The 17,436-nt window shown below is 36.2% G+C and carries 17 protein-coding genes; 8 read left to right on the forward strand and 9 right to left on the reverse strand.

What is annotated here, in order from left to right; translation table 11 throughout:
* Positions 1-608: 608 nt before the first annotated feature.
* Positions 609-1,526, forward strand: coding sequence for a CDP-alcohol phosphatidyltransferase family protein (locus QUE35_RS12985; protein ID WP_022599657.1), 918 nt, complete (start codon positions 609-611; stop codon positions 1,524-1,526).
* Positions 1,527-1,719: 193 nt separating this feature from the next.
* Complete coding sequence (locus QUE35_RS12990; protein ID WP_009317558.1) at positions 1,720-2,916, forward strand: saccharopine dehydrogenase family protein; 1,197 nt, start codon at positions 1,720-1,722, stop codon at positions 2,914-2,916.
* Positions 2,917-3,056: 140 nt separating this feature from the next.
* Here the strand turns inward: QUE35_RS12990 and QUE35_RS12995 are convergent, their stop codons facing one another.
* The gene (locus tag QUE35_RS12995) at positions 3,057-3,956 is read right to left on the reverse strand and encodes a glycerophosphodiester phosphodiesterase family protein (protein ID WP_022599662.1); all 900 of its coding nucleotides are present in this window, start codon (positions 3,954-3,956) and stop codon (positions 3,057-3,059) included.
* A gap of 274 nt (positions 3,957-4,230) precedes the next feature.
* Between QUE35_RS12995 and bcp the strand changes: the two genes are divergently transcribed.
* Positions 4,231-4,686: a thioredoxin-dependent thiol peroxidase gene (gene bcp / locus QUE35_RS13000; protein ID WP_009317556.1), complete on the forward strand. Its 456-nt coding sequence runs from the start codon at positions 4,231-4,233 to the stop codon at positions 4,684-4,686.
* A 12-nt stretch (positions 4,687-4,698) separates the two neighbouring features.
* Complete coding sequence (gene recA, locus QUE35_RS13005; protein ID WP_009317555.1) at positions 4,699-5,739, forward strand: recombinase RecA; 1,041 nt, start codon at positions 4,699-4,701, stop codon at positions 5,737-5,739.
* A 184-nt stretch (positions 5,740-5,923) separates the two neighbouring features.
* On the opposite strand, the gene QUE35_RS13010 is transcribed toward recA, so the two are convergent.
* The 4 genes from QUE35_RS13010 to lpxD form a co-directional block, all read right to left on the reverse strand.
* Positions 5,924-6,484 carry an IS1096 element passenger TnpR family protein gene (locus QUE35_RS13010; protein ID WP_022599663.1) on the reverse strand — a complete coding sequence of 187 codons (561 nt, stop codon included), beginning with the start codon at positions 6,482-6,484 and terminating at the stop codon, positions 5,924-5,926.
* Between the two features lie 226 nt (positions 6,485-6,710).
* Complete coding sequence (gene lpxA / locus QUE35_RS13015) at positions 6,711-7,487, reverse strand: acyl-ACP--UDP-N-acetylglucosamine O-acyltransferase (RefSeq protein WP_009317553.1); 777 nt, start codon at positions 7,485-7,487, stop codon at positions 6,711-6,713.
* 11 nt (positions 7,488-7,498) lie between these two features.
* On the reverse strand, positions 7,499-8,881 hold the full coding sequence (locus tag QUE35_RS13020) for a bifunctional UDP-3-O-[3-hydroxymyristoyl] N-acetylglucosamine deacetylase/3-hydroxyacyl-ACP dehydratase (RefSeq protein WP_022599664.1): 1,383 nt from the start codon (positions 8,879-8,881) through the stop codon (positions 7,499-7,501).
* A 40-nt stretch (positions 8,882-8,921) separates the two neighbouring features.
* On the reverse strand, positions 8,922-9,962 hold the full coding sequence (gene lpxD / locus QUE35_RS13025; RefSeq protein ID WP_022599665.1) for a UDP-3-O-(3-hydroxymyristoyl)glucosamine N-acyltransferase: 1,041 nt from the start codon (positions 9,960-9,962) through the stop codon (positions 8,922-8,924).
* A 544-nt stretch (positions 9,963-10,506) separates the two neighbouring features.
* On the opposite strand from lpxD, the gene spt reads away from it, so the two are divergent.
* Entirely contained in the window at positions 10,507-11,694 is a 1,188-nt protein-coding gene (gene spt, locus QUE35_RS13030) for a serine palmitoyltransferase (protein ID WP_009317429.1), read from the forward strand.
* 87 nt (positions 11,695-11,781) lie between these two features.
* Here the strand turns inward: spt and QUE35_RS13035 are convergent, their stop codons facing one another.
* Together QUE35_RS13035 and QUE35_RS13040 are read right to left on the reverse strand one after the other, a co-directional pair.
* A complete protein-coding gene (locus QUE35_RS13035) occupies positions 11,782-12,657 on the reverse strand; it encodes a helix-turn-helix domain-containing protein (RefSeq protein WP_022599668.1) in 876 nt (291 codons plus the stop codon).
* Positions 12,658-12,683: 26 nt separating this feature from the next.
* A complete protein-coding gene (locus QUE35_RS13040; protein WP_009317427.1) occupies positions 12,684-13,583 on the reverse strand; it encodes a helix-turn-helix domain-containing protein in 900 nt (299 codons plus the stop codon).
* Between the two features lie 333 nt (positions 13,584-13,916).
* On the opposite strand from QUE35_RS13040, the gene QUE35_RS13045 reads away from it, so the two are divergent.
* A complete protein-coding gene (locus QUE35_RS13045) occupies positions 13,917-14,105 on the forward strand; it encodes a PLD nuclease N-terminal domain-containing protein (protein WP_022599670.1) in 189 nt (62 codons plus the stop codon).
* A gap of 37 nt (positions 14,106-14,142) precedes the next feature.
* Here QUE35_RS13045 and QUE35_RS13050 read toward each other — a convergent pair whose 3' ends face one another.
* Together QUE35_RS13050 and QUE35_RS13055 are read right to left on the reverse strand one after the other, a co-directional pair.
* The gene (locus QUE35_RS13050; RefSeq protein ID WP_031258083.1) at positions 14,143-14,511 is read right to left on the reverse strand and encodes a DMT family protein; all 369 of its coding nucleotides are present in this window, start codon (positions 14,509-14,511) and stop codon (positions 14,143-14,145) included.
* A 29-nt stretch (positions 14,512-14,540) separates the two neighbouring features.
* The gene (locus QUE35_RS13055) at positions 14,541-15,317 is read right to left on the reverse strand and encodes a tRNA 2-thiocytidine biosynthesis TtcA family protein (protein ID WP_022599674.1); all 777 of its coding nucleotides are present in this window, start codon (positions 15,315-15,317) and stop codon (positions 14,541-14,543) included.
* A gap of 44 nt (positions 15,318-15,361) precedes the next feature.
* Here QUE35_RS13055 and QUE35_RS13060 point away from each other — a divergent pair, with 44 nt between their 5' ends.
* Positions 15,362-15,925, forward strand: coding sequence for a YcxB family protein (locus QUE35_RS13060; protein WP_022599675.1), 564 nt, complete (start codon positions 15,362-15,364; stop codon positions 15,923-15,925).
* Between the two features lie 52 nt (positions 15,926-15,977).
* The gene (locus tag QUE35_RS13065) at positions 15,978-17,435 is read left to right on the forward strand and encodes a tetratricopeptide repeat protein (RefSeq protein WP_022599678.1); all 1,458 of its coding nucleotides are present in this window, start codon (positions 15,978-15,980) and stop codon (positions 17,433-17,435) included.
* Position 17,436 lies beyond the last annotated feature (1 nt).

Raw genomic sequence — 17,436 nt, forward strand, 5'->3', positions numbered from 1 at the left:
GTAATATTTTGTTAGATTTTTTCAAACTCTTTTCCTGTTTTTTATTTGTTAGATAGCTTGTTATTGTTTTCATAAGTATTTAGAGGCGATAGCAGGGAGGGGGGAAATGTGTTTATATTTTCGGACAGATAAAATCTATAATATCGTTAGTTAATAATTCTTTTGTTAATAGAGAACTGATAGATGTGTGAAATTCAGAGATTGTTTTGATTAAAAGAATATTCCTTCAGAGCCAATCTGAATTTTGCTCGGGTAAGGTTTTGGAGTTTTTTCGAGTATGTTTTGTCGTTTTTATGAGGAGGATAGCGGGCTATCTGATGAGTGAAGAAGGGAAAACAGACCGGAAGAAAGCGCAAAGATGACCTGATAGTATTTTTATTGGAAAAATTAGATAGTCTCCAAAACAAAAATGGAGTCGAACGGTTACATATATAAATAAGGGAGGTCTTGGAAAAGATGGAAATAGGAATTTTGTTGTAGATAAAAATATTGAGAAGACCTGTATTTGTAGATGTTTATTATATCGTGTTTAAATCGGACACTCTTGTCAGTTGCATTTAAATAGAATTATTGTGTACGGTGTATAACTGTGCTACGAAGGGAGGAATATGAAACAAAACAGACATCAGAACATTATGTTTGAGGCAGCATTGAAACCGATCGACACTGATCCTGTAGATTTATTTTTTTTTCGTCCTGTCGGATACCGTTGTGCTTTGTTTTTCCATAAGTTAGGCTTGTTGCCCAATACTATTACAGTTGTTTCCATATTATTGGGGATATCTTCGGGATTCTTTTTATATTTTGAGGATATATGGTATAATATAATTGGAATATTATTATTGTTTTGCACACATCTTTTGGATTGTACGGACGGACAATTAGCACGAATGATCGGACGTTATTCTCGGTTAGGACGGATTTTAGATCATTTGAGCGGGTGTGCCTGGTCTGTTTCTGTTTATATGGCGTTATGTTTACGTTTAATGAATTCAGGTTGGGATTTTTCTGTCTTTTTTTTAGCCTTGATTACCGGATATTTTCATTTTAGGCAAGCTTCTGCTATCGATTATTATCGTAATTTTTATTATCTTTTTTCACGGAAAGAATTAGTTTGTGAATTTGAATATAAGACGCAATTGCACTTGAAGTATAAACGATTGAGTTGGAAGGCTGATTTTTATAGGAAATTTTTTTTGTCTTTCTATCTTCAATATATGGTTTATCAAGAAAGATTTACTCCGGATATGCAAGAGTTGCGTCGGTTATTAAAGAAACGGTTTGGCAATGATATTCCGGATTGGTTGAGGATACAATTCGAAGAAAAAAGTCTTCCGTTGATGATGTATAGTGGTATGTTATCTTTTAATATACGTATTATTACCTTGTTTATTGCTGTTTTGTTTGATGCTCTGTGGATTTATTTTCTGTTCGAACTTACGATATTGAATGCAATATTGTTCTATCTGATATACAGACATGAAAAAGTTTGCCGTTATTTTATTGAAAAGTTGAATCGAATATAGCTTTCAGATTTTAAACACAACCAAAGAGTTCGTTCGTTAGGTATAGAAGTGTGTTTAAAAAATTGCTTTTAAGAATCTTAATATATGTGGCTTTGTATCTTTTTAAAAAGTCGTATCTTTGTGAAAAGTTTACGGATCGGAATAAATTGAGTGTCCGACAAATATTTAACCGAAATAAAGTAAAGTATTAAGGATGGGAAAAGTTTTAATTATAGGAGCCGGCGGAGTAGGTACGGTAGTTGCTCATAAAGTAGCGCAAAATCCGGATGTTTTTACAGAAATAGTGTTGGCAAGCCGGACGAAATCGAAATGCGATGCTATTGCAAAGGCAATCGGTAGCGACCGGATAATCACAGATCAGGTAGATGCCGATAATGTAAACGAATTGATAAAGTTATTCAATACGCATAAGCCGGATATTGTAATTAATGTTGCACTTCCTTATCAGGATTTGACGATTATGGATGCTTGTTTAGCTTGCGGTGTAAATTATTTGGATACGGCAAATTATGAGCCGCTTGATGAAGCTAAATTTGAATATAAGTGGCAATGGGCATATCAGGAACGTTTCAAAAAGGCGGGATTGACAGCTATTCTGGGTTGCGGTTTTGATCCAGGTGTATCGGGTGTATATACGGCTTATGCCGCAAAGCATTATTTTAAAGAAATGCACTATCTGGATATTGTCGATTGCAATGCCGGAGATCATGGTAAAGCTTTTGCGACAAACTTTAATCCGGAAATTAATATTCGGGAGGTTACGCAAAAGGGAAAATATTATGAAAACGGCAAATGGATTTATACAGAGCCTCATGAAATTCATAAACCGCTGAATTACCCGAATATAGGTCCGAAAGAATCGTATGTGATTTACCATGAAGAATTGGAGTCGTTGGTGAAAAATTATCCGACATTGAAACGTGCGCGTTTCTGGATGACTTTCGGACAGGAATATCTGACTCATTTAAGAGTAATTCAAAATATAGGAATGGCGCGTATCGATCCTATTATGTATAATGGGGTGGAAATTGTTCCGATACAATTTTTGAAAGCAGTGCTTCCTAATCCTGGAGAGCTCGGTGAAAATTATGTAGGTGAAACATCTATCGGCTGTCGTATTAAGGGTATTGATAAAGAAGGTAAAGAGATGACCTATTATGTCTATAATAATTGTAGCCATCATGCTGCTTATCTCGAAACGGGAGCACAAGGAGTCAGTTACACTACCGGAGTTCCGGCTATGATAGGTGCAATGATGTTCTTAAAAGGTCTGTGGAAAAAGCCCGGAGTCTATAATGTAGAGGAATTCGATCCCGATCCGTTTATGGAACAGTTGAACAAGCAAGGATTGCCTTGGCATGAAATATTTAATGAAGACTTGGAAGTCTGATCGACATTCGTTTTTGAACGATTATATATTGAATTATTGTCATTCTGGAGAAGATACCGGAATGACAATATTATTTTTAGAGCCTGTTCGATCTTTGTATAAACCTTTTTTATTACTTTCGAGATTTTGATGAGAGACAGTTACCAATCTATTTTTCGTAGCCCTTTTTGTTTTAAATAAGTTATTAGTTCTTGAGGACGATCAGTCTGAATTATTGTTGCTTTATTTTTCAGAACCCATCCCCAACTATTATCCGGATTATTGACTGCTTTTTCATCATCATGTCCTCCGCATAGACTTTCCCATAAGGTATTGATCCATATTCGGCAATTCGATTCGGCTATCTTATCGATATAAGATAATTGCTCGAAATCATCGGTTTTAAAACCTATTTCCATTGCTATCGGCTGAAAATCTTTTAAAAAAGAATCGATATATGGAATAGCTCCGGATGTATCTAAATCGACAATAGGCATATATATAATATTTTTGTACAGAGACAATTTCTTTTTTACATCATTCACAGAACCGCGTCCTTTTAAAATGATGTAGTTTTCCATCCCGGCTTCTTTTATAATGGGTTCAATGTCTGATAAATAATTCTCACCTTTATCAATATTGACAAGAATTTTCCCTTTACAGGCTGATAATGCCTTTTTTAAAGTCGGGATAGTTTCCTTAGAGAGCTCTCCGCTATTGTAACGTAGCTTGAAGTTCTTGAGTTCTTTTACCGTATAGTTATTTATATATCCTTTTCCGTTTGTCGTGCGATCTATACTATTGTCGTGCATTAAGACAAAATCTCCGTCTTTAGTCTTTTGTATATCTATCTCGACCATATCTGCTCCTATCGATATAGCACTTTTGATTGCTGCAATAGAGTTTTCCGGGGCATGTCTCCAATCACCCCGATGAGCAACGACAAAAATATAATCGGGTTTATTGCTTTTTAGAATAGACAATAATGCTTCTGTCCGATTATTGGCCGTAACGGTAAGATTTAAGAGTATAAGATAAAATAATAAGTGATATTTTTTCATTAATTGAAAATATGAATTATCGATTAGACAATGCAAAATAGCGAAAATCCGAAAGAGAATACAATAAATAACAAATCAAAAAATAATAATTTATAGTCAATCTCTATATTATCCCGAAAGATTTTATAAAGAAATTATCATATATGCTATTATTTGGCATATATATTTGTTTAATTTGCATTATCGATGGTACGAGGATGAATGTTATAAATGAAATGGAGAACCTTGATGTTTTTATATAAATTCTTATCTTTGAGAAATAAAATATTTAATTATGGCATTAAAAGTTGGAGATAAAATACCTGAGATTCTGGGTTATGACCAGACGGGGAAAGAGTTGAAACGAGAAGATTTTAAAGGAAAAAAATTGGTACTTTATTTTTATCCTAAAGATAATACCCCCGGATGTACGGCGGAGGCCTGCAGTTTACGAGATGCATATTCAGAATTGCAGAAAGCGGGGTATGAAATAATAGGAGTCAGTAAAGACAATGAAAAGTCTCATCAGAAGTTTATAGAAAAACAATCGCTGCCATTTTCTTTAATAGCTGATACTGAGGTACGGTTGAATCAAGAGTTTGGTGTATGGGCAGAAAAAAAGATGGCCGGGAGATCTTATATGGGAACTTTAAGGACAACATTTTTGATTGATGAGAACGGAATCATAGAGCGTGTGATAGAAAAAGTAAATACAAAAGAGCACGCTGCTCAGATTTTGAATGGAAAATAAAATAAGATAAATATGGAGAATACAGAAGAAAAAAAAGCTCCGATGGGTAAAATTCCTGTTCCGAGTGAAAAATTGAAGGCTTTGCAGGCCGCTATGGATAAAATAGAAAAAAATTATGGCAAGGGTGCAATTATGAAGATGGGGGATGACCATATCGATGAGATTGCCGTAATTCCTACAGGTTCTATTGGTTTGAATGCCGCTTTAGGTGTCGGAGGTTTTCCACGAGGCCGTGTGATCGAGATTTATGGTCCGGAATCTTCTGGTAAAACGACATTGGCGATTCATGCTATTGCCGAAGCTCAGAAAGCCGGAGGCATTGCGGCAATTATAGATGCAGAACATGCTTTTGACCGTTTTTATGCAGAAAAATTAGGGGTCGATGTAGAGAACTTATGGATATCTCAACCGGATAGCGGAGAACAGGCTTTGGAGATTGCAGAGCAACTGATACGCTCTTCTGCCGTAGATATTGTTGTTATCGATTCAGTTGCAGCGTTGACTCCTAAGGCTGAGTTAGAAGGAGATATGGGAGAATCTAAAATGGGATTACAGGCACGTCTTATGTCTCAGGCTTTGCGTAAATTGACGGCTACAATAAGTAAGACAAATACTACTTGCATATTTATCAATCAGTTGCGTGACAAATTAGGCGTAATGTTCGGTAATCCGGAAACAACGACAGGGGGGAATGCATTAAAGTTTTATGCATCTGTTCGATTGGATATACGTCGTGTCAGCCAGATTAAAGATGGGGACGAAGTGATCGGTAATCAGACAAGGGTAAAAGTTGTGAAGAATAAGGTTGCTCCTCCTTTCCGTAAAGCCGAGTTCGATATTATGTTCGGAGAAGGTATTTCTCGTGCAGGAGAGATCATTGATTTGGGAGTGGAAAAAGGTATAATCAAAAAGAGCGGCTCTTGGTTTAGCTATGATGATACAAAACTCGGACAAGGTAGGGATGCTGCAAAGAAATGTATTCAGGATAATCCGGAGTTGGCAGAAGAATTGGAAGCTAAGATCATGGAAGCTTTACGGCCTGCAACTAAGTAGTATTGAATTTAGGAAGATCAAATATGGAATAGCAGGATTTTAGGGAGTTCTGCTATTTCTTGTTTTCGAGACCTGTTTCCAAGGTTATCTTCTTGTTTCGAGAGGTTGATAAAATAAAAGAGTCATCTGTGATATTCCCTAGATAACTCTTTTATTTTTATTGTTTTATATTGTGATAAGGAAATTAATAATCATTGAAAGAATTGTTTCCTTCGGTCATATCTAAATCGTTGTAGCCTTCCTCATCCAATTCTGACGGGTCGAAAGATTCATCACCATAGAAGTTCTCTCCGAGTCCGTTATCGGTGTTATTTGAGGTTTTTTCCAGTTCGTCAAAATCCATTAGTTGAGTAGGAGGGTTACCTTTAGATTTGGAGCAAATGGCTTTATCTAGGTTTTTACCTGGAACGATTTCTCGTAATTCCATAAAAAATGATCGTTCGGTCATATTATCGAAAACGAAGATCAGCCGTTGTTTCTCGTCTTCCAATAATTCGCTGAGTCGGGTTTCTGCCATTACCCAAGAGTCGTCTTCGAAGTTGGTATCCATCTCCATTAAAGTGATTTCCGTTTTCTTTTCCCAGTCATCTTCACAAATGAAAAAGGAAGTCATTTGATCCTTAGTATAGTTGACCGATTCCAAAATCGCATCATTCAGCTCCAAAAAAGTGGCCTCAGAGTCGATGCTGATTTCTCTTGCAAAGTCATCAACCTCATCAGATAGGATTAAGAATTTGAATATCATAATCAGATACAATTAGTTTATTTAAATCGTTTTTTCAGGTTTCGTTTAAAAAGAACCCCTTTGTTTATTGGGTAAAAATAATAAAAATATCTTGTATAGTATAACCCTTATCCGATTTTTTTATTCTGATTATTTTCATTATATTATTTACTAATACTTTATTAAGTTACCTTATACAAGAAAGGCGCTTGTGATAGCGCCTTTCTTATAGAATATATTTCTTATGTTATAAATAACCGCGAATAATTCCTCGTTGAGAGTTACGTACAAATAACACGATTTCGTCTCTTTCTTTAGTTGCGGGTAATTCTGCTTCGATACGTTCTATTGCATCCGAGTTATTTAAGCCGGATAGATAGAGATATCGGTATATTTCTTGAATATCACGTATGGTTTCGTTGGTGAAATTACGTCGGCGCAAACCGATAGAGTTAATGCCGGCATAAGAAATAGGATTACGGGCGGCTTTGACATAAGGGGGTATATCTTTATTGATGAGTGATCCTCCTTGTATCATAACATGAGCACCTACATGACAGAACTGGTGTACAAGAGTACCGCCTCCGATAACTGCAAAATCATCGATTCGTACTTCTCCGGCTACTTGTGTCGCATTTGACATGATAATATTATCACCGATAACACAATCATGGGCAATGTGGCAATAAGCCATAAGAAGGCAATTATTGCCGATCACGGTTTTACCCTTCGATGCAGTACCTCTATTGATTGTAACACATTCGCGTATAGTGGTATTATCTCCGATTTCAGCGGTTGTTTCTTCCCCTTTGAATTTTAGGTCTTGAGGAATTCCTGAGATAACAGCACCGGAACAAATGTTACAATTTTTTCCGATACGGGCTCCTTCAAGAATTGTTACATTGGAACCAATGCGCGTCCCTTCACCGATAACCACGTTTTTATCGATAGTAACGAACGGTTCGATAACTACGTTAGGAGCTATCTTGGCTTCCGGATGTACATAAGCTAATGGTTGTTTCATAAAAGTGGGTATTATTTATTTTTTATAATCTGAGCCATAAATTCAGCCTCGGTTGTGATTTTGTTACCTACGAAAGCGTATCCTTTCATATAGGCACATCCTCTGCGTAATTCTGTCATGAATGAAATATGGAATATAACAGTATCTCCCGGAACTACTTTTTGACGGAACTTTACGTTATCTATTTTTAAAAAATAGGTCGAATATTTTTCTGGATCTTCGACTGTGTTCAATACCAATAATCCCCCTGTTTGTGCCATAGCCTCAATCAACAAGACTCCGGGAGTGACCGGTTCTTGTGGAAAATGGCCTTGAAAAAACGGCTCGTTCGATGTAAAGTTTTTTATCCCGACGATATGATTTTTCCCTATTTCGATGATTTTATCTACCAATAACATCGGATACCGATGAGGAAGCAATTGTTTGATCCGATTTACATCCATAATCGGCTCTTTATTCGGATCGTATGACGGGGCTTGTATTTCTTGCCGTTTCATTTCCTTACGGATAGAGCGTGCCAGCTGATTGTTGATTTTGTGTCCGGGACGAGTAGCTATGATGCGGCCTTTAATTGGTTTTCCGATAAGAGCTATATCTCCGAGTATATCTAAGAGCTTATGGCGTGCAGGTTCGTTATCGAACACTAAGGGTTTATTATTGATATAGCCGAGTTCATCTACATGTTTGTGAGGAACATTCATCAAATCGGCCAGACGATCAAGTTCTTCTTGTGATGTTTTTTTATCATATATAACAATTGCATTATCGAGATCACCGCCTTTTATAAGATTATGTTTTACCAAAGGTTCTATTTCTCGGACAAATACGAATGTACGGCTTGCCGAAATCTCGTCTTTGAACTGTTCCAGATCCTCCAAACAAGCATATTGATTATTGAGAACAGGCGAATCGAAATTTATCAGTACGTTTACACTAAAATGATCGTCCGGTAATACTAATATCGATGATCCGGTATTTTCATCTTTAACCTCGATTTTATCTTTGATAATGTAATAATCCCTTTCTGCTTCTTGCTCGACGATACCGGCTTTTTCGATTGCATCGGTATAATATTGGGCACTACCGTCGAGTATCGGAAATTCGGGAGCGTTTACTTGTATTAGGCAGTTATCTATTCCTGCTCCGTAGAGGGCAGCCATGGCATGTTCTATGGTACTTACGACAACTTCGTTTTTTCCCACTACAGTACCTCGTTGGGTTTCACTTACCTGATCTGCGACAGCTTCGATAACCGGTTGTTCGGGAAGGTCTATACGTTGAATTTTATACCCGTGATTTTCAGGTGCGGGAAGGAATGTGATTGTGATGTCCATTCCCGTATGCAATCCTTTCCCTGTTAAGGAGAAGCTGTTTTGTAAAGTCTGTTGTTTCATAAATATTCTCTAAATAATGCACTCTGAATGAGAAAAGGCCTTACTTTTCGAGTCGTTTCTTTAAATTTTCGATTTCTTTCTGCAACTGCTTGACGGTTTGATTTAATTCCGGTAACTTTTTTATCATTACAGTAGAACGGGCAAATTCTCTTGCCGGTACTGCCGGATAACCCAATATGCTTGTGTCGGAACTTACGTGGTTAGGAATTCCCGATTGGGCACCTATATTCACCCGGTCACCGATAGTGATGTGTCCTGCAAAACCAACCTGCCCGCCAACCATGCAATGACTGCCTATTTTCGTTGATCCTGCAACGCCCACTTGGGCTGCCATAACCGTATTTTCTCCGATCTCTACATTATGGGCGACTTGAATCAAATTGTCCAGTTTAGCTCCTTTTCTTACAATAGTCGATCCCATTGTGGCGCGGTCGATCGTTGTATTTGCTCCGATCTCTACTTGATCTTCGATGATCACGTTCCCGATCTGTGCGATTTTTACGTATGCACCGTTATGAGGAGCAAAGCCGAAGCCATCAGCTCCGATTACCGCACCCGCATGGATAATACAATTTTTCCCGATCACACAGTCATGATAGATCTTTACCCCGGGATATAAAATCGTATTATCTCCGATCGTTACGTTATCACCAATGTAAACTTGAGGATAAATTTTGACATTTTCTCCTACTTTTACATTTTCACTTACGTAAGCGAACGCACCTATATATACAGACTGAGAAATTGTTGCAGACGCTGCAATGTATGTATCTTTATCGATACCTTTTTTTTCGGGGCGTGCTTGGTTTACTAAGTTAAGTAATTGTGCCAGACAAGAATACGCATCATCAACCTTAATTAGTGTCGCATTTATTTTTTGTTCGGGTTCGAAATCCCGATTTACTAAAACTATACTGGCTTGGGTCGTATAGATGTGATGAGTATATTTGGGATTGGCCAAAAAAGTCAGTGTTCCGGGTTTCCCTTCTTCAATTTTAGACAAGTTGTTCACTTTAACTTGATTGTCTCCGATAATTTCGCCGTGAAGGAAATCGGCGATTTGCTGTGCGGAAAATTCCATTCGTATTAAGTTATATTCTAATGGTTACAAAATTGTTTCATTTTGCAAATTACGCATTTTTTTTTCAAATATGACGGATATTTATCTGTTTTTATTCAAGTATGGAAACCTCTGTATTATAAAAAGTTTTGCATATTCTTTGTCTGTTTAACCGGTTATGGTCCTCAGTGTGTATCGGGTAGAAATAGACTCTTAGATGCTGTCTATATTTTGCTCAGGTCAGATTTGAGAGTTTCTTTCGAGGATATTTTATTGTTTTTACGAGGAATAGTCGTAGGTTGTCTGATGAGGAAAAAAAGACCGGAAGAAAACAAAAAAATGACTTGATAATATTTTCTGCATCGGAAAATTCAAACATACTTTTAACGTATTTGTCGATTTCAGATAAAAATAAAAGTGACAAATTTAATTCAGAAATATCCCACATTAAAAATAATTACTTATTTTTGCATCTTGTAAATTTTTAATTGTATTGGGCGATTTTGCGTAATACCTTGAAAATCTGATGGCTTAATTATATAACCTGTTAACTTCTTTAATTATTATGAAGCTGTTACAAGCAAAATTAGCGAGATATGATGCCCCGCAAAAAGCGAAAGCTTTAGGCGTTTATCCGTATTTTCGCGAAATAGAAAGTGATCAAGATACTGAAGTCATTATCAACGGCAAGAAAGTATTGATGTTCGGGTCAAACAGTTATTTGGGGCTGACTAATCATCCGAAAATTAAAGAAGCAGCTATTGCTGCAATAAAAAAATATGGTACTGGTTGTGCCGGATCGAGATTTCTGAACGGAACGCTTGATATTCATGTAGAATTGGAAAAACGCTTGGCTCGTTTTGTCGGAAAAGAAGAAGCGATTATATATTCGACGGGTTTTCAGGTGAATTTGGGGGTAATATCTTGTCTTACCGGAAGAGAGGATTATATTATTTGGGACGAACTCGATCATGCTTCGATTATTGAAGGTCGTCGTCTTTCGTTTTCTACTCAGCTGAAATTTAAGCATAATGACATGGCCTCTTTGGAAAAGGTCCTGAAATCTTGTCCCGAAGACAAAGTGAAATTGATTGTTGTAGACGGTGTGTTCAGTATGGAAGGGGATGTTGCCAATTTGCCTGAGATTGTTGCTTTAGCAAAGAAATATAATGCTGCGATTTATGTAGATGAAGCTCATGGGATCGGAGTTTTCGGGAGACAAGGACGAGGAACTTGCGATCACTTCGGCGTAGCTCAAGATGTCGATTTGATTATGGGAACATTCTCTAAATCATTCGCTTCTTTAGGTGGTTTTGTCGCTACCGACTCTATTACGGCAAATTATTTGCGTCATAATTCTCGGTCCTATATATTCAGTGCCAGTATTACACCCGCTTCTACGGCGGCGGTGTCTGCCGCTTTGGATATTATGGAAAGTGAACCCGAACGTATAGAGCACCTTTGGGAAATGACTCATTATGCGTTGGACGGTTTTCGTAATATGGGGTGTGAGATAGGCAATACATCTACTCCTATCATTCCGCTATTTATTCGGGATAATAATAAAACATTCCGCATTACTCGTGAACTTTTCGACGAAGGGGTGTTTGTAAATCCGGTAGTGTCTCCTGCCGTACCCTCAGACAGTACATTGATTCGATTCTCTTTGATGGCTACACATACAAAAGAACAGTTGGATTTTGCTCTTGATAAAATCCAAAAGTGCTTTAAACGGTATGACTTGTTGAAATAGTTAAAAAATCGATTTTTTAAATTCATAATTTTCCCTCTATTCAATTATGATATAAGAAGAATAGAGGGATTTTTTGTATTGGTCTTGTCATGATATTGTTCTGCAAGGATTTCGGTATTCATCCGGTGTATATCCTGATAATTTTTTAAATAATTTGCAGAAATATTGTTGGGATGGATAACCTAATTCTCGGGCAATACAAGAGACTGTTTTATTCGTATTGCAAAGACGTTCTTTTGCCAGATGCACACGTCTTAATTGAATATATTCGGCTATACTCATTCCTGTTTCGTGATTAAACAGATCTTCGAAATATGCAGAAGACAGATTCAAATTATTTGAACAGTAGTCGGAAGTGGGTAGACCTTTTTCCGATATTTTATTCATAAAGAAATATTCATCGATCAACCTTTTAGTTTTTTGTATTATACATCTGTTCACCTCTGATCTTGTAATAAATTGTCGGGTATAAAAACGTTTGCAATAATTCAAGAGTAGTTCGATTTTTCCTGAGATCAAGATATTGGTGTATTTGTCTATGCCCCAGTTCAATTCATCAGAAATATCTTCGAAGCGTGTCGTGAGAATTTTCTTTTCTCGTAGTGAGATGTGTAAAGACTCGTTCTGTCGATAATTGAAAAAGGAGTAATCGTTAAAATGTTTTTTTATAGCAGAAGTGTTGATCAGATCTGCATGGATAGACAAAAATATGCTTTTTTTATAAAAACTCAAGTCTTCTGATGTTAAACAAGACAGAGAATATTCAGGAGATAAGAATATTACGCTTGCATCTTGGTAATCGCAACACAATCTTCCGAAGTCAGGGCATGAAGATCTGCCTTTTAGTATAATACGGTAAAAACCGGTTTCTATAAAAGTATTCGATATATCGGATAAACAGCCTATGTTTATCAACGGATGTATTGTTTTGCTGTGTAACGATTTGTCACATTGCACTATCATGTCTACCTGATAAATTTTCGTTGTTCTTAAACCTGAAGCTTTCTGTATTCATTCGGGGTGTACCCCACATTTTTTTTGAATATACGGTTAAAATGTTGTGAATATTGGAATCCCAGTTCATAAGATATCTGACTAATCGTTTTTTCTGTCCCGATAATCATCTCTTTGGCAAGATCTATGATTTTATTTTGTATATATTCTTGTGCTGTTTTTCCGGTCTCTCTTTTTATTAAATCTCCGAAATAGTTGGGAGAAAGGCACACTTTATCTGCAAAATATTTAACAGAAGGCAAACCGTCTACTTTAGGTTTATTATCTGCAAAATATTCTTCAAGTAAATTTTCGAATTTTGAGAGAATATCTTTATTGACAGTCGATCTTGTAATAAATTGCCGTGCATAGAACCGCATGCAATAATCTAATAATAATTCGATGTTTTTTGATATTAAGCATTTACTATAATTATCTATCGGATGACTAAGTTCTATACTTATTTTTTTCAAGCAGTCGAGAAAAATTTCTTTTTCTTCTTCTGACAAGTGCAAAGCCTCGTTCGAAGCATAGGAAAAGAAAGAGTATTGTTTTATATTCTTACCTAATGATGTACCTTTTATCAAATCCGGATGAAATAAAATACCATGAGCACTTAGTTTTATTCCGTCTGTAATTTCTGTTTCGACGACTTGTCCGGGAGCAAAACTGGTAACAGTACCTTCTTGGTAATCATAAATCTGCTTTCCATAGCGAATATCTCCGCATTTGGTTTCTTTCAGAAATAATGCATATAGTCCGTAATTCAGTGTGAAATGAGTTGGAAATTTTGTGGCTTTCGATAAATCTACTACACCTACTAACGGATGTAGTGTTTCAAGACCGAATAATTCGTTATACCGATCTACTGTGTCCAACTTTAAGATTTTTTCCATAGCGCTTTATTTTATTCCGTTACAAATGTAATCAATATAAACATGAGTGCCGCTCCTCTTTATTCGGAATCAGTAATTATGTTACAACTATCCGTAATATTTACACAAATATCTGTATGGAGGTAATTTTTTTGTTTCTGGGATTTCTTAAAATTTGAGCTTATCTGACCTCAAAATGTTTTGAAAATAGATTTTATTCTATTTTGGATGACGTGTTAAGTAGATTAATATGTCTAAAGCATGGGATTCTACGTTAATATCAGTGCCTGGAGAAGAACCAATTATATTTATCTTTGTTTTTTGAGTAATAATTTGTTTGTAAAATAAAAAGTTATGGGATTGATTATTTACATTATCGGTATTATCGCAACGGTTTATGCGATTATGGATGTTTTTAAAAAGAATATATCTACAGCTTGTAAATTAGGAGTGACGATAATTCTGTTGCTTACGAGTTGGATAGGATTGTTGTTTTATCTATTTTATGGGAAAGATCATATCGAAGAATGGTGTAAATCGTAAAATTAAAGTAAAAGCAAAGAATTTAAATTCTTTGCCTTTACTTCATAAATACGAAATAAACGGCCAATATCAGACATATAAAAGCTGCAAAATGATTCCAGTGTAAAGCTTCTCCTTTAAAAAGAACGGTAGTAAATATGGTGAAGACAATAAGAGTGATGACTTCTTGAATTACTTTTAATTGCATTAAGCTGAAAGGTCCTCCGTTCCCGTTAAATCCGATACGGTTTGCCGGTATTTGAAATGAATATTCGGCGAGAGCAATTCCCCATGAAAATAAGATTACAGCGTATAAAGGCCAGTTCGAAATGACTTTCATTTCTTGAAGTTTCAGATGACCGTACCATGCAAAAGTCATAAAAATGTTCGATACGGTTAATAGTAGAATAGTGTAAAGTCCTTGCATGTTATAATTGTTTTTTATGTTGTGTTGTTTTATGAGTCTGTCTTAATTTTGCTCGGGTCGGGTTCTATAAATCCCGGTAAGTATTCAGGTTGTATATGGGTCATGCTATTCCATATATGGTTACGTACTTGAGGACTTATTTTTTCTAAGTTTCTTAATACCTCTTTCATTTCAGTACGATTTGATGATTTTTCATAAGGACAGACTTTTTCTTGTTTGACATATCCCGATAGTTGTGATAATCGGAGGAGGTCTTTTTCCTCTATCAGACAAAGCGGACGGATAAGAGTCATTTTAAATTTACTCATCGATAAACGAGGAGGCATAGTCCCGAATGAGCCTTGAAATGCCATATTCATAAGCAAGGTTTGTATTATATCGTCTTGATGATGCCCCAGAGCTATTTTATTACATTGCTGTTCTTTGGCTATGGAGAACATCGCTTTGCGCCGATACCATGAACAGAGGAAACAAGGAGATTTTCGTTTGTCGTTTTCAGGATCAAACTCCGTCGTGTATTCGAGGAATGGAATGTCCGATTGTTCACAATGCTTTTTCAAATAAGACGTGTCGCTTTTATATGAAATATTTTTCATACGTATGTGGACGGCTATTGCCGTAAATCGGGGAGAAAATATTTTCATCCGTTTTCCTAACAACTCGACCAGAGCGATAGAATCCTTTCCTCCTGATAATCCGATAAGAATGCGGTCTCCGTTTTCTATTAACCGGTACGATTCTATCGCTTTTTTTATTTTTCGGTCAAGGTGATATAATAATAGATCCTTTTCACTTTTTTCAGCCATACCCCTCTCTGTTTTTTTAAGTTGACAAAAGTAGTATATTTTAGATGATCGGAGAATCGGATTTAGGAAAATATTTTTATCTTTACCCTCATAATTTTATAATCAGAACATACATAGAGGTGATTGTTACGCAACCGTATAAAATTTCCGGAGAACGGTATCTGAAACTTCTTTTCCGGCAATATTGGAAAAGAAACTGGGGCTGGTTTCTTTTGCCGGTATTTATTTTATCGGCGTTGGCTTTTCATACTTCAGATGTCGTGTATGTAGTTATTATATTGGTATTCGGGGCATTTCCTTTTTTGTTGTTAAATGCCTATTTTAAGATCGCTACTCGCCCTCATAACCGTTTTCTCTTATTAGAGAAACAGTTGGATATGGATAATGAGCAGATGATTTTTCATTTTGAAGATGATAAGACGGAAACTGTCAGGTGGTCTGATGTAATTAATGCAGAACCGTTCTCGTCATACTATCTGCTTTACCTTGATAAGAATCGTTTTTTCTATATTCCTAAGAATATATTTTACAATGATGAGGATCGTATTTGGTTCGAACGGGAGATTTTGTTTAAAATAATGTATCGGAATAGGCAAAACATTCCTTAAAAAAGAATATCTTTGTGTATCATCATATTGGATGTGATAAAAAACTGGAAAAATGAGATTGGATATATTGAAACCTTTTATTATTTCTATTGTTGCCTTGAGTTGGAGCATATCGCTTTGCGGACAGGGTTTAGAACGGGCAAAAGAATTATATAAGGCCGGTAAATTTGCAGAGGCTAAACCTATTTTTGAGGAAAATATTCGAAAGAATCCTTCCAACTCGAGTTTGAACCAATGGTATGGAGTTTGTCTTTTTGAAACTGGAGATTATAAAGCGGCCGAGAAGTATCTTAAATATGCAGCATCCCGTAATATATTGGAATCATTTCGTTATTTAGGAAACTTATATTATTTGGATTATCGTTTTGAAGACGCTTTGAGTCAATATAATAAATATTTGGAACAATTGAAGAAGAAAAAGATGAATACGGCGGAGGCGGAGAAGTTGATTAAAAATGCCGAACGAGCCGCCCAAATGCTTCGTCGTGTTGAAGAAGTCCAGATAATCGATAGTCTTATTGTAGATAAAGCATCATTCTTTAAACAATATAAACTTTCTTCCGAGTCGGGAACACTGCATGATTACAATACGTTTTTCAATCTTTCATCGAAAAATAGCAGTACTGTTTATCAAAATCAGCGGGGTGATAAAATCCTTTATGGAGCGAAGACAGCAAAGAACGGGTATGATATTATGACTCGTAGTAAATTGATCGATGATAATTGGGGCGAAGAGATAGCATTACCTGCACCGGTTAACTCCTCGGCAAATGAAAATTACCCTTATTTGTTATCGGATGGAACAACGCTCTATTTTGCGTCTTCCGGTGAAGAATCATTAGGGGGCTATGATATATTTGTCACTCGTTTGAATTTGAATACAGGGAATTACTTGGTTCCTGAAAATATAGGAATGCCTTTCAATTCGATTTATAATGACTATATGTTGGTTATCGATGAATTGAATAATGTGGGATGGTTTGTCAGTGACCGTTTTCAGGAGGAGGATAAGTTGATCGTCTATTTATTTATTCCGAATACGGAGAAAAAGATTTATCGGGGAGGAGATGAAGCTCATGCTCGTTCTTTGGCACGAATCAGTGCGATTAAGGATTCGTGGATAAAAGGCGCTGATTATAAACCTATACTTGAAAAGATTGCCCGTATAGGCAATCCAGATGAAGGTAATATAAAAAAGGGAGATTTCTTGTTTCAGATTAATAACAGAATTACTTATATCACATTAAAGGATTTTGATAGTGATGAAGCCCGAAACTTGTTTATTAAAGCACAAGACATTCGGAAATCGATTCAAGAAACTGAAGATAAATTACAGCGATTGAGGAATGAATATCGACTTGCTCAGAACAAGAAACCGTTTGAGTCGCAGATTGTCAGATTGGAACAGATTTTACTTAAACTTTATGGCCAACCTGAAGAGTTGGAGGCAAAAAGCAGAGCTGAAGAAATTTCATACCTTATCAAAATGCAGAATCAAAAGAAAAAATAGT

Origin of the sequence: Coprobacter fastidiosus, assembly GCF_030296935.1 — a bacterium.
Taxonomy (GTDB): Bacteria; Bacteroidota; Bacteroidia; order Bacteroidales; family Coprobacteraceae; genus Coprobacter; species Coprobacter fastidiosus.